At 63.1% G+C, this 17,278-nt stretch carries 17 protein-coding genes and 1 pseudogene; 7 read left to right on the top strand and 11 right to left on the bottom strand.

Annotation, left to right across the window (positions count from 1 at the left end):
• Positions 1–5 precede the first annotated feature (5 nt).
• The 3 genes from carB to VIM95_RS04290 form a co-directional block, all read right to left on the bottom strand.
• Positions 6–3,218 carry a carbamoyl-phosphate synthase large subunit gene (carB, locus tag VIM95_RS04300; protein ID WP_331983379.1) on the bottom strand — a complete coding sequence of 1,071 codons (3,213 nt, stop codon included), beginning with the start codon at positions 3,216–3,218 and terminating at the stop codon, positions 6–8.
• A gap of 9 nt (positions 3,219–3,227) precedes the next feature.
• Positions 3,228–4,364: a glutamine-hydrolyzing carbamoyl-phosphate synthase small subunit gene (gene carA / locus VIM95_RS04295; RefSeq protein WP_331983377.1), complete on the bottom strand. Its 1,137-nt coding sequence runs from the start codon at positions 4,362–4,364 to the stop codon at positions 3,228–3,230.
• Positions 4,365–4,563: 199 nt separating this feature from the next.
• A complete protein-coding gene (locus VIM95_RS04290) occupies positions 4,564–5,046 on the bottom strand; it encodes a glutathione peroxidase (RefSeq protein WP_331983375.1) in 483 nt (160 codons plus the stop codon).
• 79 nt (positions 5,047–5,125) lie between these two features.
• Between VIM95_RS04290 and VIM95_RS04285 the strand changes: the two genes are divergently transcribed.
• Both VIM95_RS04285 and VIM95_RS04280 read left to right on the top strand, forming a co-directional pair.
• Positions 5,126–6,133: an FIST C-terminal domain-containing protein gene (locus VIM95_RS04285; protein WP_331983373.1), complete on the top strand. Its 1,008-nt coding sequence runs from the start codon at positions 5,126–5,128 to the stop codon at positions 6,131–6,133.
• Positions 6,134–6,214: 81 nt separating this feature from the next.
• On the top strand, positions 6,215–6,661 hold the full coding sequence (locus VIM95_RS04280; RefSeq protein WP_331983371.1) for a DUF1841 family protein: 447 nt from the start codon (positions 6,215–6,217) through the stop codon (positions 6,659–6,661).
• Between the two features lie 48 nt (positions 6,662–6,709).
• Here VIM95_RS04280 and VIM95_RS04275 read toward each other — a convergent pair whose 3' ends face one another.
• Positions 6,710–8,176 carry a M48 family metalloprotease gene (locus tag VIM95_RS04275; RefSeq protein WP_331983369.1) on the bottom strand — a complete coding sequence of 489 codons (1,467 nt, stop codon included), beginning with the start codon at positions 8,174–8,176 and terminating at the stop codon, positions 6,710–6,712.
• A gap of 157 nt (positions 8,177–8,333) precedes the next feature.
• On the opposite strand from VIM95_RS04275, the gene VIM95_RS04270 reads away from it, so the two are divergent.
• The 3 genes from VIM95_RS04270 to tsaD are packed head-to-tail and all read left to right on the top strand — an operon-like array spanning position 8,334 to position 10,054.
• Complete coding sequence (locus tag VIM95_RS04270; RefSeq protein ID WP_331983367.1) at positions 8,334–8,762, top strand: ribonuclease domain-containing protein; 429 nt, start codon at positions 8,334–8,336, stop codon at positions 8,760–8,762.
• A complete protein-coding gene (locus tag VIM95_RS04265; protein WP_331983365.1) occupies positions 8,753–9,025 on the top strand; it encodes a barstar family protein in 273 nt (90 codons plus the stop codon). The genes VIM95_RS04270 and VIM95_RS04265 overlap by 10 nt, the downstream gene beginning before the upstream one ends.
• 12 nt (positions 9,026–9,037) lie before the next feature.
• The gene (gene tsaD / locus VIM95_RS04260; protein ID WP_331983363.1) at positions 9,038–10,054 is read left to right on the top strand and encodes a tRNA (adenosine(37)-N6)-threonylcarbamoyltransferase complex transferase subunit TsaD; all 1,017 of its coding nucleotides are present in this window, start codon (positions 9,038–9,040) and stop codon (positions 10,052–10,054) included.
• Between the two features lie 18 nt (positions 10,055–10,072).
• On the opposite strand, the gene VIM95_RS04255 is transcribed toward tsaD, so the two are convergent.
• The 4 genes from VIM95_RS04255 to VIM95_RS04240 all read right to left on the bottom strand — a co-directional run bounded on the left by VIM95_RS04255 (position 10,073) and on the right by VIM95_RS04240 (position 12,357).
• Positions 10,073–10,339 (bottom strand): hypothetical protein, encoded by a 267-nt coding sequence (locus tag VIM95_RS04255; protein WP_331983361.1) that lies wholly within the window; start codon positions 10,337–10,339, stop codon positions 10,073–10,075.
• A 3-nt stretch (positions 10,340–10,342) separates the two neighbouring features.
• On the bottom strand, positions 10,343–10,996 hold the full coding sequence (locus tag VIM95_RS04250; RefSeq protein ID WP_331983359.1) for a fumarylacetoacetate hydrolase family protein: 654 nt from the start codon (positions 10,994–10,996) through the stop codon (positions 10,343–10,345).
• Between the two features lie 130 nt (positions 10,997–11,126).
• Positions 11,127–11,300: a hypothetical protein gene (locus tag VIM95_RS04245; RefSeq protein ID WP_331983357.1), complete on the bottom strand. Its 174-nt coding sequence runs from the start codon at positions 11,298–11,300 to the stop codon at positions 11,127–11,129.
• A 124-nt stretch (positions 11,301–11,424) separates the two neighbouring features.
• Positions 11,425–12,357, bottom strand: coding sequence for a CobD/CbiB family protein (locus VIM95_RS04240; RefSeq protein WP_331983355.1), 933 nt, complete (start codon positions 12,355–12,357; stop codon positions 11,425–11,427).
• Between the two features lie 205 nt (positions 12,358–12,562).
• Here VIM95_RS04240 and VIM95_RS04235 point away from each other — a divergent pair, with 205 nt between their 5' ends.
• Positions 12,563–13,153 (top strand): superoxide dismutase, encoded by a 591-nt coding sequence (locus VIM95_RS04235; RefSeq protein ID WP_331983353.1) that lies wholly within the window; start codon positions 12,563–12,565, stop codon positions 13,151–13,153.
• 533 nt (positions 13,154–13,686) lie between these two features.
• Here VIM95_RS04235 and VIM95_RS04230 read toward each other — a convergent pair.
• From VIM95_RS04230 to VIM95_RS04220, 3 genes and pseudogenes are all read right to left on the bottom strand, one after another.
• A complete protein-coding gene (locus tag VIM95_RS04230) occupies positions 13,687–14,133 on the bottom strand; it encodes a hypothetical protein (protein WP_331983351.1) in 447 nt (148 codons plus the stop codon).
• A 466-nt stretch (positions 14,134–14,599) separates the two neighbouring features.
• Entirely contained in the window at positions 14,600–14,908 is a 309-nt protein-coding gene (locus tag VIM95_RS04225; protein ID WP_331983349.1) for a hypothetical protein, read from the bottom strand.
• A gap of 909 nt (positions 14,909–15,817) precedes the next feature.
• Positions 15,818–16,852, bottom strand: a pseudogene (locus VIM95_RS04220) (NAD(P)H-dependent flavin oxidoreductase); the annotation flags it as partial.
• 138 nt (positions 16,853–16,990) lie between these two features.
• On the opposite strand from VIM95_RS04220, the gene VIM95_RS04215 reads away from it, so the two are divergent.
• Entirely contained in the window at positions 16,991–17,224 is a 234-nt protein-coding gene (locus tag VIM95_RS04215) for a hypothetical protein (protein WP_331983347.1), read from the top strand.
• Positions 17,225–17,278 lie beyond the last annotated feature (54 nt).

Here is a 17,278-nt window from a genome sequence, read left to right as displayed (position 1 = left end):
GGGACTTAGGCAGTCTGCAAACGCTGGTGCAGACCTTGCACCGAGTAGACCGTCCATTCCTTCATGTGCTTGATGCCATAGGCCGCTGCACGCCCGCCCGCCACGGTGGTGTAGATCGGAACGCGACCTTTGAGTGCCTCAAAACGGATCGAGTAGGAATCCTGAATCGAGGCACGGCGCTCGTCAACGGTGTTGATGATAAGCGCGATTTCACCGTTCTTGATCATATCGACAATATGCGGGCGACCTTCCTTGACCTTGTTGACCTCGGTCACCGGAATACCGGCCGCATGCAGCACGGCGGCGGTGCCACGGGTGGCAACCAGTTCCAGGCCGGCATCCACCAACAGGCGGCCAACTTCGGGCAGCTGCGACTTGTCGCCGTCACGGACCGAGATAAACACCTTGCCGGAGGTCGGCAGGCGCTCACCGGCACCGAGCTGCGACTTCACATAAGCCTCGGCGAAGGTATCACCGACGCCCATGACTTCGCCAGTCGACTTCATCTCTGGTCCAAGGATGCTATCCACACCCGGGAACTTGATGAAGGGGAAGACCGCTTCCTTGACCGAATAGTACGGCGGAATAACTTCGCCGACCATACCCTGTTCGGGCAGGCTCTGGCCAACCATGCAGCGGGCCGCGATCTTGGCCAGCGGACGGCTGGTGGCCTTGGAAACGAAGGGCACGGTACGCGAGGCGCGCGGGTTGACCTCCAGCACGAACACGGTCTCGCCCTGGATGGCGAACTGCACGTTCATCAGGCCGACCACATTCAGGCCCTTGGCCATGGCGATGGTCTGGCGGCGCAGTTCGTCCTGCAGTTCGTCCGACAGCGAGTAGGGCGGCAGCGAGCAAGCGGAGTCGCCCGAGTGCACGCCGGCCTGCTCGATGTGCTGCATGATGCCGCCGATGATGACGTTCTCGCCGTCGCTGATGGCATCCACATCCACCTCGATGGCATCGTTGAGGAAGCGATCCAGCAGCACCGGGCTGTCGTTGGACACCTTGACGGCCTCGCGCATATAGCGACTCAGGTCGTCTTCGGAGTGCACGATCTGCATGGCACGGCCGCCCAGCACGTACGAGGGGCGGACCACCAGCGGGTAGCCGATCTCGGCCGCCAGCACCAACGCGTCCTTCTCGTTGCGGGCGGTGGCGTTGGGCGGCTGGCGCAGCGCCAGATCCTGCAGCAGCTTCTGGAAGCGCTCACGGTCTTCGGCAGCGTCAATCATGTCGGGAGTGGTACCGACGATGGGCACACCGTTGGCTTCCAGCGCGCGGGCCAGCTTGAGCGGGGTCTGACCGCCGTACTGCACGATCACGCCGGCCGGCTGCTCGACATGGACGATCTCCAGCACGTCTTCCAGCGTCAGCGGCTCGAAGTACAGGCGGTCGGAGGTGTCATAATCGGTCGAGACGGTCTCGGGGTTGCAGTTGACCATGATGGTTTCGTAACCATCATCACGCAGCGCCAGTGCGGCGTGCACGCAGCAATAATCGAACTCGATGCCCTGGCCGATACGGTTGGGACCGCCGCCGAGGATCATGATCTTCTTGCGGTTGGTCGGCGCGGCCTCGCACTCCTCCTCGTAGGTGGAGTACATATAGGCGGTGTTGCTGGCGAACTCGGCCGCACAGGTATCCACCCGCTTGTAAACCGGGCGCACGCCCATGCTGTGGCGACGGGCGCGCACGGCGGCGGCCTCGGCGCCGATCAGGGTGCCAATACGGCGGTCGGAGAAGCCCTTGCGCTTGAGGCGGCGCAGTTCGGCAGCATCCAGGTTGTCGAGGGTCACGCTCTGCAGCGCCTTCTCGTCGAGGATGATGTCTTCGATCTGGGCCAGGAACCAGGGGTCGATCTTGGTGTGGCTGAACACCTCGTCCAGCGACATGCCAACGCGGAAGGCATCGGCCACATAGAGGATGCGCTCAGGACCAGGCGCGCCAAGCTCAGCGGCCAGCACGTCCATATCGGTGGTGCGCTCGTCAAAACCGGCCAGGCCGGTCTCAAGGCCGCGCAGGGCCTTCTGCATGGATTCCTGCAGGGTGCGGCCGATGGCCATCACCTCGCCCACCGACTTCATCTGGGTGGTCAGGCGGCTGTTGGCCTGCGGGAACTTCTCGAAGGCGAAACGCGGGATCTTGGTGACCACGTAGTCGATGGAGGGCTCGAACGAAGCCGGGGTCAGGCCACCGGTGATGTCGTTCTTCAGCTCATCCAGGGTATAACCCACCGCCAGCTTGGCGGCGACCTTGGCGATCGGGAAGCCGGTAGCCTTGGAGGCCAGGGCCGAGGAACGCGACACGCGCGGGTTCATCTCGATGACGATCAGACGGCCATCCTTGGGGTTGACCGAGAACTGCACGTTCGAACCGCCGGTATCGACGCCGATCTCACGCAGCACCGCCAGCGAGGCGTTGCGCATGATCTGGTATTCCTTGTCAGTCAGCGTCTGGGCCGGAGCAACGGTGATGGAGTCGCCGGTGTGCACGCCCATGGGGTCGAAGTTCTCGATCGAGCAGACGATGATGCAGTTGTCGTTGCGATCGCGCACGACTTCCATCTCATACTCTTTCCAACCCAGCAGCGATTCTTCGATCAGCAGCTCGTGGGTGGGCGAGAGGTCGAGGCCGCGGGTACAGATCTCGACGAATTCTTCGATGTTGTAGGCGATGCCGCCACCGGTACCACCCATGGTGAAGCTGGGACGGATGATGGCCGGGAAGCCGACGCGGGCCTGCACGGCCAGTGCCTCTTCCAGCGTGTGGGCAATACCGGAGCGGGCCGAGCCCAGGCCGATCTTGTCCATGGCCAGCTTGAACTTCTGCCGGTCCTCGGCCTTGTCGATGGCCTCAGGGGTGGCGCCGATCAGTTCGACGTCGAACTTCTCCAGCACGCCGTGGCGCCAAAGGTCGAGCGCGCAGTTCAGTGCAGTCTGGCCACCCATGGTGGGCAGCACCACGTCCGGGCGCTCCTTCTCGATGATCTTGGCGACCACTTCCCAGGTGATGGGCTCGATATAGGTTACATCGGCCATCTCCGGGTCGGTCATGATAGTGGCCGGGTTGGAGTTGACCAGGATGACCTTGTAGCCTTCTTCGCGCAGGGCTTTGCAGGCCTGGGCGCCGGAGTAGTCGAATTCACAGGCCTGGCCGATGATGATGGGGCCGGCGCCGATGATGAGGATGGATTGGATGTCTGTGCGCTTGGGCATGGCGTGTCCTTATTGCTTGTGTTGCGCCATGGCGGCGGTGAAGCGATCGAACAGATAGGCCACGTCATGCGGGCCCGGGCTGGCTTCCGGGTGGCCCTGGAAGCTGAAGGCAGGACGGTCGGTCAGGGCGATACCCTGCACGGTACCGTCGAACAGCGAGCGGTGGGTGATCCGCACATTGGCCGGCAGACTGGTTTCATCCGCCTGGAAGCCATGGTTCTGGCTGGTGATCAGCACGCGGCGATCGTCCAGATCCTGGACCGGGTGGTTGGCGCCGTGGTGGCCGAACTTCATCTTGCTGGTCTTGCCACCGGCGGCCAGCGCCAGCAGTTGGTGACCCAGGCAGATGCCAAATACCGGCAGCTTCTTGTCCAGGAAGGTCTTGATCGCGGCGATGGCATAGTCGCAAGGCTCAGGATCGCCTGGGCCGTTGCTGAGGAAGACACCGTCCGGATTGAGCTTGAGCACGTCCTCGGCCGAGGTCTGGGCCGGTACCACGGTCAGCTTGCAGCCGCGCTCGGCCAGCATGCGCAGGATGTTGTGCTTGACGCCGAAGTCGTAGGCGACCACATGGAAGCGGCTATCGGTCTGGGTGGCATAGCCCATGCCCAGCTGCCACTCGCGGGTGGACCAGGCGTAGGGCTGCTTGCAGCTGACAACCTTGGCCAGATCCTGGCCCGCCATGCTGCCAAAGCCGCGCGCCAGGGCGATAGCCTTGTCCACATCGATCTCGCCGGCCATGATGCAGCCGGGCTGAGCACCCTTTTCACGCAGGATGCGGGTCAGCTTGCGGGTGTCGATATCGGCAATGGCGACGGTGTTGTTACGCGCAAGGTAGGCGTCCAGCGTTTCTTCCTGACGGAAGTTGGAGGAACGCAGCGGCAGATCGCGGATGATGAGGCCGGCGGCGAACACGCCGTTCGACTCGCAGTCTTCCTTGTTCACACCGACGTTGCCGATATGGGGATAGGTCAGCGTGACCAGCTGACGGCAGTACGACGGATCAGTCAGGATTTCCTGGTAACCGGTCAGGGCGGTGTTGAAAACGACTTCACCGACCGTGTGGCCATTGGCACCGATGCTGATGCCATGGAACAGCGTGCCATCGGCAAGGGCGAGCAGGGCTTGGGGACGTTGTTGGGACACCAGCGACTCCTAGATTGCGTATATCGGCCCGGGCAGGCGCACCCTACCCTAGACGTAAGAAAACGGGATAGGCGCGCCTATCCCGTTCCCTCTGATAATTCAGTGATTTTCACCATGAATTCTAGCCGAAATCACCTCGCCGGGCAATGACGGCAGGCCTTTATCGCCCTGCCGGTATCCCCTACACCCTGTCGCTCGCCTACAGCAGCGCTTCGATCTGGCCGGTCAATTCCTCGGGTTTGGTGGTCGGTGCAAAACGATCCACCACGTGGCCGCGCTTGTCGACCAGGAACTTGGTGAAGTTCCACTTGATCGCCTCGGTACCCAGCAACCCCTTGGCCGACGATTTCAGGTGGCGATAGAGCGGGTGGGCCCCGTCGCCATTGACGTCGATCTTTTCGAACATGGGAAAGCTGACGCCGAAGTTCTTTTCACAGAAGGCGCCAATCTGCGCGGCATCCCCCGGCTCCTGGCTGCCGAACTGGTTGCAGGGGAAGCCCAGCACCACCAACCCCCGGTCGGCATACTGCTGCTGCAGCTTTTCCAGCCCGGCGTATTGCGGGGTAAAACCGCACTCGCTGGCGGTATTGACGATCAGCAGTACCTTGCCGCGGTAGTCGGCCAGGCTTTCGGCCTTGCCATCCAGACGGTTGGCGGTGAAGTCATAGACGGTGTCAGCCATGGGCACATCTCCGTTCGCGGTTGCAATCACAACATGATAGCGCTGCGCGAAGCCGGGCGGCATGAAGGATAATGTAAACATGTCGATCCACTATGCCTCCGGGCTTGCACGCGCTGCGCGCGCCCACCCGCAACTGGCGGCCGAAGCGGTCGAGCGGGCGCTATCCCGGCTTGGGCAGCCGCGCGCGGCTTCACTGCTGCTGTTCCTGACCGCCGACTTTGCCCAAGACCCGCGCCCCGCCCTGGTGGCGGCGGCACGGGCCGCCCAGACCCTGGCGGTAACCGGCTGCACCGCCTTGGGGGTATTCAACGAGGACGACTGGGTGGTAGACGCACCCGCCGCCTGCGTACTGGCCTGGGACGAGCCCCAGCCTGCCGTGGCAGGCCCGCGCCTGAGCCTGGCTGCCCCCAATGCCATCGATATTGCCTGGCTGGAGACCGCCACCCCACGCTATGGCGGCATAGCCGGCGACGCGACCGGCCTCGGGCCCTACAAGGTATGGCGGCAGGGGCAGCTTGTGCCGGATGGCTGCTGTGATCTTGCGCTCCCCCCTGCGCAGCTGGGCCTTTCACGTGGCATGGCGCTGATCAGCCCACCCTACCGAGTCACCGATAGCGCCGGCTTTGACCTCAAGACCCTGGACGGACGCCTTGCCAGCGCCACCTTGCGACGCACCCAGAACCACCTGCCGCCACTGCATGAACTGGGCCTCGCCACCCTGGACGACCGCGACCAGCCCTTGGGTTGCTGGCCCATCGTGTCGCTGAACCCGGACTGTGGCGTCACCGTGGCGGCGCAACTCTTTCCCGGCCAACGGGTGGCCTGGGTGCAACGCTCGGCCGATACCGCCCTGGCCGAGATGCGGGCACTGACCGAAGCGCCGTCGCCGGCTGCCGCGCTGATGTTCTCCTGCGCCTCGCGCGGGGCAGCGCTGCACGGTGGCCTGGATCGGGAATGGCAGACCGTGGTCGAACGCTGGCCGGGCACGCCCTTGGCCGGCTTCTACGGAAACGGCCAGATCAGCCACCAGGGCGGCGCCAACCGGCTATTGCACCAGAGCGTCATTTTGGCCGGTCTACCTGGCTAATGCGGGATAGTCTCGCTATGCAGAGTTCGGCATAAGAGAGGACAATAGCGGGTTTCTTACCCCTACCCGATCGCGCTTCCCATGTTCAATCCCACCCGCGACCAGGCCCGGCGTTTTCTGTTCGACACCTGGGCCAAGCAAAAGCAGTCCGCGCCGCTGACCGACCTGGAGAAGATCGCATTCGCCGTGTTGGTGCGCCACCCCGAGTACCACAAGATCGTGGACGCACCGGAGCGCTATCTGGAGCAGAACTATCTGCCCGAGTTCGGCGAGACCAACCCTTTCCTACATATGAATATGCACCTCGCCATCGAGGAGCAGCTGTCCATCAACCAGCCGCATGGCGTACGCGAGCTCTACCAGGCGTTGTGCGAGCACACGGGCGACGAACATCGCGCCCAGCACGAGATGATGGATTGCCTGGGGGAAATGATCTGGCACGCCCAGCGCAGTGGTACCGGCCCGGACGGCAATCTCTATCTTGCCTGCATGCGCCGCAAGGCGGGCATGGAGCAGGCCGGCGGCTAAACCACGACGATTGAACGCCAGCGAGGCACCAAGCCTCGCTGAGTGGCACTAACGGCCGTCGTCGCGATCCTTGATCGGCTTGCCGTTCTTGTCGAGCGGAATCCGGTCGCGCAGCTCGCGGATACGGGCCTCGATGGCCGACAACTGATAGAAGTCCCCGCCGCTGCGGCGAGCAACGTTGAGCTGTTCAATGGCCGCCGTGGGCTCGTCGATCAAGGCGTAGTATTCGGCCATGGCCCTATGGGCCGGGCCGGCCTGGTTGAGCTTCTCGTAGCCTTCCGCCAGCCGCTTGTGCAGCTCGGGGTCACTGGGCCGCTCGCCCAGCGCCTTCTCAATCTGCGCTACCGCCTCCTTGGCGCTCCCCTGCCTGAGCAGCACGTCGATGGGCCCGTAGCCCAGCGCCGGCGCGCTGGGGTAGCGTTGCAGCGCTGCTTGGTAGATCTGCGTTGCTTCTTCGTACTTGCCTTGCTGGTTGCGAATGTTGCCGGCCAGCGATTCCAGCATGGGATGGCCGGCAGGCAGCGCCTTGCGCGCCAGCTCCAGGTGCTTCCAGGCTTCCTCGTACTGGCTGGCCAACAGACAGGCATAGGCGTAGCCGTATTGCTGCGCCGCCTCGCTGGCGTATTTCTTTTGCTCGGTGGTGCCGCGGTAGTAATCGATCGCCCCGCGGTTACCCAGCTGCAGGGTCCGTGCCTTCTCGCGCACCAGCAGGTAGTCCATGCTGTCGGTCCACTGTTTGTAGGGCTGCTGGGCAGCGCGCGCCTCGCTGTCGCTTATCCGCTCACCGGTCACAGGGTGGGTGCGGAGGAAGGCGAAAGCGCCGTTGTCCACATTGCGGTAGTACTTCTGCATGCGGTCGAAGAATGTCGGCATGGCCCGCACGTCAAAGCCGGCACTCGACAGCGTCTGCATGCCCACCCGGTCCGCTTCACGTTCAAAGTCACGCGAGAAATCGAGATAGCGCTGGGCCTGGTAGCCTTCGGTAGCGGCGATTGCGGCCATGGGCGCGTCACCGGTGGAGCTGCGCGAAGCCGCCAGGATGGCCAGCGCCAAGGCCCCCAGCGACATCAGGCCCGAGCCCTTCTGCGATTCCAGCATGCGGGCATAGTGATGCTGGGTGACGTGGGCGATTTCATGCGCCATCACCGCTGCCAGCTCCGATTCGTGCTGGGTGAGCACGATCAGGCCGCCGTTCACGCCGATCACGCCGCCCGGCACGGCCCAGGCATTGATGGCGCCGTCGTCGATGGGGAAGAAGCGGAAGTTCACCCGGTTGTCGTTGCTGGCGGCCACCAGCTTATAGCCCAGGCGTTGCAGGTAGTCGGCGATCTCCACGTCCGACAGCACTGCACCGGAGCGGCGCAGTTCGCGGGTGGTCAGGTCCGCGATGCGGCGTTCCTCATGCGGTGGCAGGTTGGCCAATGCCGAATCGCCAAGGTCCGGCAGCTCATTGGCCGGAACCCCGCAACATGCCAGCGCCAGCAGGCTGGCCAGGTGGATAGTGCGTCTGTTCATGCTGGCTATGATAAGCAGGCTCGGCCCTCGGTTCCATGCCCGGCTCGCTGACTTACAGCAAACCCCTTACTGATCATGGACTTGCCATACCGATCAGGTTTTGACCTGGCCGCCGCCGCGGTCGATAATTCGCCTCTTTGTCCAAGCCGGCCCTACAATGCGCATCCTTCTGCTCCTGCTGCTTGCCCTGCCTGCCTTTGCCGCCCCCCTGGCCGATTGCCGCCAGGTCGCCGAGCAACTGAACCGCGAACTGCCCGCCAAGCTGGATGCGCCAAGGCTGGCTGCCACCCTGAGCGAGCTCAACCAGCATGGCCGCCTGCCCGAGGACTACCTCGACAAGCGTGCCGCCAAGGACCAAGGCTGGCGCCCGGGCCAGCCCTTACCGGCAGGCAAGAGCATAGGTGGCGATCGCTTTGGCAACTTTGAAGGCCGCCTGCCCCGCGGCGACTGGCGTGAGGCCGATCTGGACTACCGTGGCGGCAAGCGCAACGCCAAGCGATTGATCTATGAACCCCGGCAGACCGGCCGTCGCTACGTGACGGTCGACCACTACCAGCAATTTACCGAGATACCCGCATGCCGCTGACCCGCATCGAATTCGTCAACATTTCCCAGGTCGAAGACTTCTACGAGCAGCTGGAAGGCCAGCTGGAGCTGGATCACGAACTGGGCCACACGCTGGATGCCGTCTACGACGTGCTGTCCAACGACGTGGAAGGCCAGGTGGAGATCGTCTGGCACGACGCCGGCTTCTCCCGCGTTGCCCTGGGCGACTGGTTCCTGCGCATCATGGATGTGCTCAACATCGTCTCGACCGAGCGCAGTGACCTGACGGTCACGCTGGACTGAACGGAAACACCCATGCTGGTACTTGGTCTCGAATCCTCGTGCGATGAAACCGGTGTCGCGCTCTACGACACCGAGCGTGGCCTGTTGGCCCACCATATCCATACGCAGATGGCCATGCACGCCGAGTATGGCGGCGTGGTGCCTGAGCTGGCCTCGCGAGACCATATCCGCCGCGTACTGCCCTTGACCGAGGCCTGCCTGCAGGACGCCGGCAAGGTTCTGGCCGACCTCGACGCCATTGCCTACACCGAAGGACCGGGCCTGGCTGGTGCGCTGCTGACCGCCGCCGCCGTGGCCAATGGCCTGGGCGTGGCACTGGGCAAGCCGGTGATCGGCGTGCACCACCTGGAGGGCCATCTGCTCTCGCCACTCTTGGCCGAGCCGGCACCGGCCTTCCCCTTTGTTGCGCTGCTGGTATCGGGTGGTCATACCCAGCTGATGGCGGTACACGGCGTGGGCGACTACCAACTGCTCGGCGAGACCCTGGACGATGCGGCCGGCGAGGCCTTCGACAAGACTGCCAAGCTCCTGGGCCTGGGCTACCCCGGCGGGCCGGCGCTCTCCAAGCTGGCCGATAGCGGCGATCCGCTACGCTTTACCCTGCCGCGCCCCATGCTGCACTCCGGCGATCTGGACTTCAGCTTTGCCGGGCTCAAGACCGCCGTACTGACGCTGGTGAAGAAGCAGGGCGAGATCGACGAGACCACCCGCGCCGATATCTGTGCCGCCTTTCAGGCTGCCTTTGTAGAACTGATGGTGGCCAAGTGCTGGCAGGCGCTCAAGCAGACCGGGCTCAAGCAGTTGGTGGTGGCCGGCGGCGTGGGTGCCAACCGGCAGCTGCGCGCCGGGCTCGACGCCATGGCGGCCAAGCGCAAGCTCAAGGTCTACTACCCACCGCTGGACCTGTGCACCGACAACGGCGCCATGATCGCCTACGCTGGCGCCCAGCGGCTGCGCCATGGCCGCGTTGCCGGTCCCTTCGCCGTCAAGCCGCGCTGGGACCTGGCCAGCCTGCCCAAGGCAGACTGAACACGCGCCAGCGGCCGCTCAACGGCCGCGCCAGCGGCCGATCTGACCGCGCAACCAGCGCCACAACAGCGGTAGCTGGGCGATCAGGAATAGCGTGAAGCCGGTCTCCAGACCGCGCTCGCCCCCGTCCCCCAGCCACCCCAGGTAGTGCAACCAAAACAAGCCAAAGCCCAGCAGCGCCAGGTGCTTGCACCAGCGCGGCACCGGCTCGGCCGGCAGCAGCCGGTGATCCGGCAGCTCGTCCTGCCAGGGCCCACGCGCACGCAGCCGGCGCGGCCTGGCCATGGCTCAGGCTACCTCGAAGCGGGCGTCGATCAGGCCGGGCAAGCTCAGCGCCAGTTGATCGCCCGCTTGCAGGGCCGCCACGCCGGCCGGAGTGCCGGTATAGATCAGATCACCCGCCTGCAGGGTAAAGCGGTCGGACAAATAGGCGATCAGGAAGGGCAGATCGTAGATCATCATGCGGCAGTCGCCGCTCTGGCGGCGCTGGCCGTTCACGTCCAGGCTGAAGGTGGCCTCGCCCGGCGCCGGCAGAGCGGCAGCCGGCACGAAGCGCGACACACAGGCCGATCCGTCAAAGCCCTTGGCCAAGGTCCAGGGCAGACCCTTTTGCTTGGCGACAGTCTGCAGATCACGCGCGGTCAGGTCCAGGCCCAGGGCATAGCCGGCCACGTGCTGCAGGGCGGCTTCGGGCGCAATGTGCTTGCCCCCCTGGCCGATCAGCACGACCAGCTCGGCCTCGTGGTGCACATCCTGCGAGAAGGCAGGCAGCCGCAGCGGCTGGCCTTCTTCCAGCAGGGCCGAGGTAGGCTTGAGAAAAACCACCGGCTCAGGCTCGACCTGGTTGCCGAGTTCGGCGGCGTGGGCGGCGTAGTTGCGGCCTATACAAAAGATATTGGCGACAGCACGGGCGCTACCGTCCTGGAAATGGATGCTGGGCATGGTGACTCCTGTGAGACTGTCATCTTAACGTCCTCACCGACCCTGCGCGCAGACTAAAGTGCCCGTCGACCAGAGCAAAAGAAAAAGGACGACCTGAAGTCGTCCTTTTCTAGGCGAAGCAGAGGTCCGCTTAGGACTTCTTTTCTTCGGTCTTGGCGGCCGGCTTGGCAGCCTTGTGGTGCTTCTTGGCCTTCTTTTCGGTCTTCTGAGCAGCCGGCTTGTCGGCAGGAGCGTCGGCAGCAACTGCGCCGAAGGAAACGAAGGCGAAGGCGGAAGCGATCAGGGCGGCGAGCAGCTTGTTCATGGTGAACTCCATTCAGGTGTGAGGTCGTTGGTCCTAGGTGTTTGGCCTTAGGCCAGCACCGGCAACGGTTCACACATTAGGCAGCCCAGATTAAGCCAACCTTAAAGCCGAAACACCCTCATCATCACCCTGCAAAACGGCCAAAATGGCCGGCCACGGTGATCAGCAAGATCAGCAGCAGCCAGAACAGCAAGGTACGCCAGACCAGGCCCACGGCGCTGGCCAACATATTGGCGTCGGCCTCCTCACCCAGGCCCAGCTCGGGGCGGAAGCGGACGGTATGCTCCTGGTGCAGCGGCATGCCCAGGCGCACACCGATGGCACCGGCTCCGGCAGCCAGGAGGATGCCGTAGGCTTCGCTGCTCCAGCGCTCGGCCTGCTGGCGCCAGCACAACACGGCATCTTCAAAATCGCCAACGATGGCGAAGCTCGCTGCGGTAGCGCGGATGGGCAGCCAATCGATGATGTCGGCCGCCTTGGCAGCAAAGCTGCCGAACAGCTCGCCACGACGGCGATCACGCACGCCCCACTTCAGTTGCAGGATGGTGGCGGCACGGTAGGCCACGGCGCCAGCCGGGCCCAGCAGGATGAACCAGAACATGGGGCCGAACACGTGGCGGTAGACGTCGATCAGGCCTTGCTCAATGGCAACCCGGGCCACCTCGGTCTCATGCAACTCGCTGGCCGGCTCGCGGGTCCAACTTCCCAGCAGGCTGCGGGCGCTGGCGAGGTCTTCTTCCTTCAAGGCGTCGGCCACACCGGTAAAGGCGGAGCTGAACTGGCGAAAGCCCATTGTGACGTAGAGCACCGCCAGGCCGAACAGCCAGGGCGCGCTCCAGTGCACCATAAAGAGCGCCCCCCAGACGATAGAGACGATGGCGGTGGGCGTGAGCACGGCGATCACCCAGGCAACGACGCCATTCTGGTATTCACCAGCGTTGAAGTTACGTTCGACCGCGTCGACGAAGCCCCGGTAGGCCCCATAGAAAAGGTTGCCGCGGTTGATAGGGCGGAATTGTTCGAGCAGCAGCGCAAAGACGAGGGCAAGCCAGATCATGATCGTGTATCTGCGTAGGGATCGCGGCATGATAGCGCAAAGCCCGCCGGCCCGCCCCGCAAGGGCCATCTATATAGCCCGCAGCAATAGCGTAGTGTTTTAGTCAACCATTGGCGCAGCCACGCGTGCGCGCTATGATGGCCCACCCCGATCCCAGGCCGGCCCCTACCCGGGCCCGGCTCTTAACCGTCCTGGAGAATAAGTCATGGAACACAAGCTTCCCGAACTGCCCTATGCAATCGACGCCCTGGCCCCGCACATGTCCAAGGAAACGCTCGAGTACCACTACGGCAAGCACCACCAGACCTATATCACCAACCTGAACAATCTGATCAAGGGCACCGAGCACGAGAACGCCTCGCTCGAAGAGATCGTCAAGAAGGCCCCGGCCGGCGGTCTGTTCAACAACGCCGCCCAAGTCTGGAACCACACCTTCTTCTGGCTGGGCTTCAAGCCCAACGCCAGCGGCGAAGCCCGCGGCCCGGCCGGCAAGCTGCTGGACGCCATCAACGCCAAGTGGGGCTCGGTGGATGAATTCAAGAAGGCCTTCAATACCGCCGCCGCCGGCAACTTCGGTTCGGGCTGGACCTGGTTGGTAAAGAAGGCTGACGGCAGCCTCGACATCGTCAACACCAGCGCCGCCGCTACCCCGCTGACCACCGCGGACACCGCCCTCTTGACCGCCGATGTGTGGGAACACGCCTACTACATCGACTACCGCAACAGCCGCCCCAACTACCTGGAAGCCTTCTGGAAGCTGGTCGACTGGGACGTGGTTGCCAAGCGTCTGGGCTGATCCACCCAGCGCAGGCCATCTGTCTGCCGGCAAGAAAAGCCCCCGCAAACACCGGGGGCTTTTTGTTTGAGTCCTTCTTTAGGGCAGGGTCAGCATCAGCACACTGTCGCTCACCGCCACCTCAAAACGGCGCTTGCCTAGATAGCTGATGCGGGTCGGATAGTCGAGGCTACCTGGCAAAGCCCCAAGCGAGTATCGACAAGCCGATTGCTAGCGTCTCAGGCCACCACTTGGGGCCTGCCGTTTGGCATTACCTTGTGCACCACACCCTTCGGAACATAGCCCCAACCCGAGCAAATCTTTGGAAGAGCATATTCGGGGTCTTGGCCGCCAGTGATATGAACATTCCCTGCTCGCCAGCGGCCATACCAGTCACACACGCCAATAATAGCGACGCCCCGTTCGAATTCCTCGACGGAACCGTGTAGAGCGTGCCGACTTCACCGGCGGGGTTAGTCTGGCGCAATGCAGCTGTCACCGGGCTGTATCCTGCCCACACCCCCATGTCAAATACGTGGAGATTACCCGCAACATCAATCGTGACCGGTCCGGGCGAATAGAAGAGTGCCATATCGCCGAGGCCATCTCTCCCCCGCCAGCCCCATATTGCCGGCGAAGGTACTGACCATGCCGCATGGTGTGATTTTGCGAATGCTATGTGTCAACGTATCTGTCACATAGAGGTTGCCGGCCGCATCGATGGCGGTAGCGTAGGAAGATTTGAAATAAGCCTGCGCCAGCGGACCGTTTTCATAACCAGTCTTCGTCGAATCTTCAAATAACATGCTCGTCGCCCCAGTTGCATCCAACTTGAGAAGCCGCTTGTATGCGGAAAGATCAGACGAACAAATGACTGCGTAGGCATTACCCTGCTTGTCCTGGGACAGCCCCCCAGGCAGTGCTTCCCCCACTAGGCCGTTGGAATCGGGAAGAATTCGCGAATCCGACACCGTGCAATCCAGCGAGACGTCACGTAGCACTCTAGTGCCCCAGGCTAGGGGACCACCCAGCTCAGCCCACGCTCTCACTACTCCAGCACGCGCAGCCTACCGTCAACGTCTTGAGTGATTGCAGCGATATAGTTGAAGCTAGCTCGGCTGCGGGACCATCTACCATCCGGCGGGTAGACGTGGCGCAGGCAAGATCGTAATCTTCCGGCCCTTAGTAATGCGGCGGATAGTCCGATTACCTGCATCGGCCACCAGAAGATTGCCTTGCTCGCCGACCACCCCACCTCTGGGATCATTTGGGTATATTTCCCAGCACGTCGCTCTTGCCAATGAGGAAATAGGTATTTCCGCTCCCATCTACCACCATATAGCCGCGGTGGGTGTTGGCATTATATTGATCAAAAGGTTTTTGGGGATTGATCGTATAAACAGGTCCAATTTGCGTGCCGTTAGAACATAAGATCGCAGGCGTCTGAGTTGTACGTTGGATACAAAACTAGCAAGGCCATGCACGGTCTGTATAAAGCACGCGGAGATTGCCATCGCTGCCCATCGCCAATCTCGTTGGCCAGCCCGGGGCCTTGCTGAATGTCCACCACTCCATCAGCGTGCTGACCCCAACCTGTGCCGAGAGATGACGGATGCAGATGACCGGATCGTCAAGTTCGTCTAGCAAATGTGACCCGCCCTGCTGATCCAGGAAGTTGATGCCTCCCTGGCCGTCCGCGGCGATATCGCGAGGCGCACCCATCAGTGAAGAAGCAATCGGACCGTCGCGTTGGGCGGCCGGTGCGGACGTGGCCATCAGATTGCGAAACCTCCCGTCGGCAGCGCGAAAGGCGATACGATCCCCGGTAGCCAAGTACAGTCCCCCACGGCCGTCCGCAACCAATTCTGTCGCCACAGTTGAAGGAAGTGACTGGATTCCCCTGCACGTCAAACGTGCTCAGGGTGCTGACCGTGCCATCAGGTACCATCTTGCGCAGTACGCCGCCAGAGGGGGGGCCTTGCGCGTCGCACAGGTAAAGGCCACCGTTTGCGTCTCGCGTCAAGTTGGCCGGGGCAAAAAATCTGGCTGCCAACGGGTCTGGGCTATCCAGATTACTCTCCGCATCCATCCGCCCCGCGATCAGGGTGATCTGTCCATAGGGGTGCAGCTCGATATTTACTTTCTGGCTCACACCACGCACCGTGGCAGTCACCGTGGACACTCCGGCGGAGGCGATCGTCGGTGGCAGTGTGTGCTGCGCACTGGCACCGGTGGTAGCACTCAGGCCGCCGACGCCCTCCAGCTCCCAACTGACCGTATCGCTACTAGCCTGACCGCTCGCAGTGATGGGTAATGATCGACCCGCCGCCGCTGAACGCTTCAGTGCCACTGCTGCTCAGTTGCAGGTTGACCGGAGTCGTGGTAATGCCTTCGCAGCAGCCACCGCCACCACAGCATGCCAACGACAAAGCCAGCAGTAGGCCCGCCCCTTGCAAGCGCAAATGTCCCCTAGCCAAACGCTTTGGCCTTTCCCCCTTGTTTGTTTATGTTCATAGGCGGCTGCTAGCCACTACGCCCGCATGCAGAACGACTACAGAGATTGCGCGCGGGGCGAGCTTAGCAAAAGCGCAGGCTCGGAACATCCACCAAACAGGGGAAGGTAGCGACTTACACATTATGTCGTGGCCCGCCCATGGCTCAGGCGGGCCGAAGGCGCCGCGTGTATCAGGCGGGCAGCCGGCCGCGCACCTGCTCGGCCTCCTGCAGCACCCGCTCAAACAGGTCGCCCACGCTGGGGATATCCTTGATCAAACCTTGCGCCTGACCGATCAATTGCACGCCATGCTTGTGGTCGCCCTCTTCGATGGCCAGCCGGATCGATTCGGTGGCCGCGCCAAATTGAGCCAGTTGCTTGATGGCGGCCGGCTGGGCCAGGGCGCCGGCCAGGACTTTGTAGAACGGCATGCCAATACGGCGGGCGGCCAGCATGGCGCGCGGTACTGCCTCGACCAGCGTCAGTGCGCGGCGCGATTTACGCTGGGCAGTCGGGGTATCCATGATGCGGCAGGGGATGCCGTCGAAATTGGCGTTGTAGATCGTATCGTTGACGCTCTTGCTGACAATCATGCCCTTGGTGGCGGCATGCACCGGGCTCTCGCGGGTACTGGCAAGGCGGGTGCCCATGGCCACCGCATCGGCCCCCAGCGCCAACGCCGCCAGTAGGCCGCGACCATCGGCAAAGCCGCCAGCGGCAATGATGGGCAGACTCACCGCATCGCGCACTGCCGGGATCAGGGTCAGCGAGGTCACGGCACCGCCGTGGGCGGCGGCTTCATGGCCGGTGACCAGCAGCGCATCGGCACCGATCTTCTCGGCGGCGCGGGCGTGCTTCTCGGTGGTGACGGTGGCGATCACCTTGCCGCCGTAACGGTGGGCCCCCTCCACGATCCAGTCACCCTTGCCGAGCGAGAAATTGATCACCGGCACCTTCTCTTCCAGCGCCAACTTGGCGTTCTCTGCGGCGCCCGGCATCAGGAGGGTCACGCCCACGCCAAAGGGCTTGTCGCTGAGCTCACGCACACGGCGGATAGCAGCGCGGGTCTGCTCGGCCGTCCAGGGGCCGCTGGCAAGGATGCCCAGGCCGCCTGCGTTACCCACCGCGGCCACCAGCTCCGGTACGGCGATATAGCTCATGCCGGGGCAGATCAACGGTTTGTCGATGCCGAACAGTTCGGTGATGCGGGTACGCATGGCGGGCTTCCGTTGGGTAAGGGCTTGATATTGCTATTCTAGCGCCGCACCAGGCATTAATCGAGCGCTTGCTTGATTTACGATCAAACACGCTGCCCTCTGGCGATACCGACTAAAATACGCGCCTGATCGCACCAGCCCCCCCCCTTGCGCATGCTTATCGTCTCGCTCGCCTATCTCTACGTCATCGGCATCGTCGCCGTAGTCAGCATTGCCGACGGCCATATCGCCTCGGGCATCTTCACTTTTCTGTTTGCCGGGGTCTTGCCCGGCTTTATCGTGATTCGCATCCAGTTGATGAAGCGCCGCGCCATCCGCGCCAAGTACCTGGCGGCGCAGCAGGCAGAGGCCGAAGTCACGCCACCTACCGAGCAAGCCTGAACCCTGCCGATCGTCATGTCGGCTTGCCGGCCAAAACGTTACGTTATAACATTT

The sequence above is a fragment of the Chitinimonas sp. genome (genome assembly GCF_036568685.1).
GTDB lineage: Bacteria > Pseudomonadota > Gammaproteobacteria > Burkholderiales > Chitinimonadaceae > Chitinimonas.
This window is presented reverse-complemented; position numbering and strand designations above follow the sequence as displayed.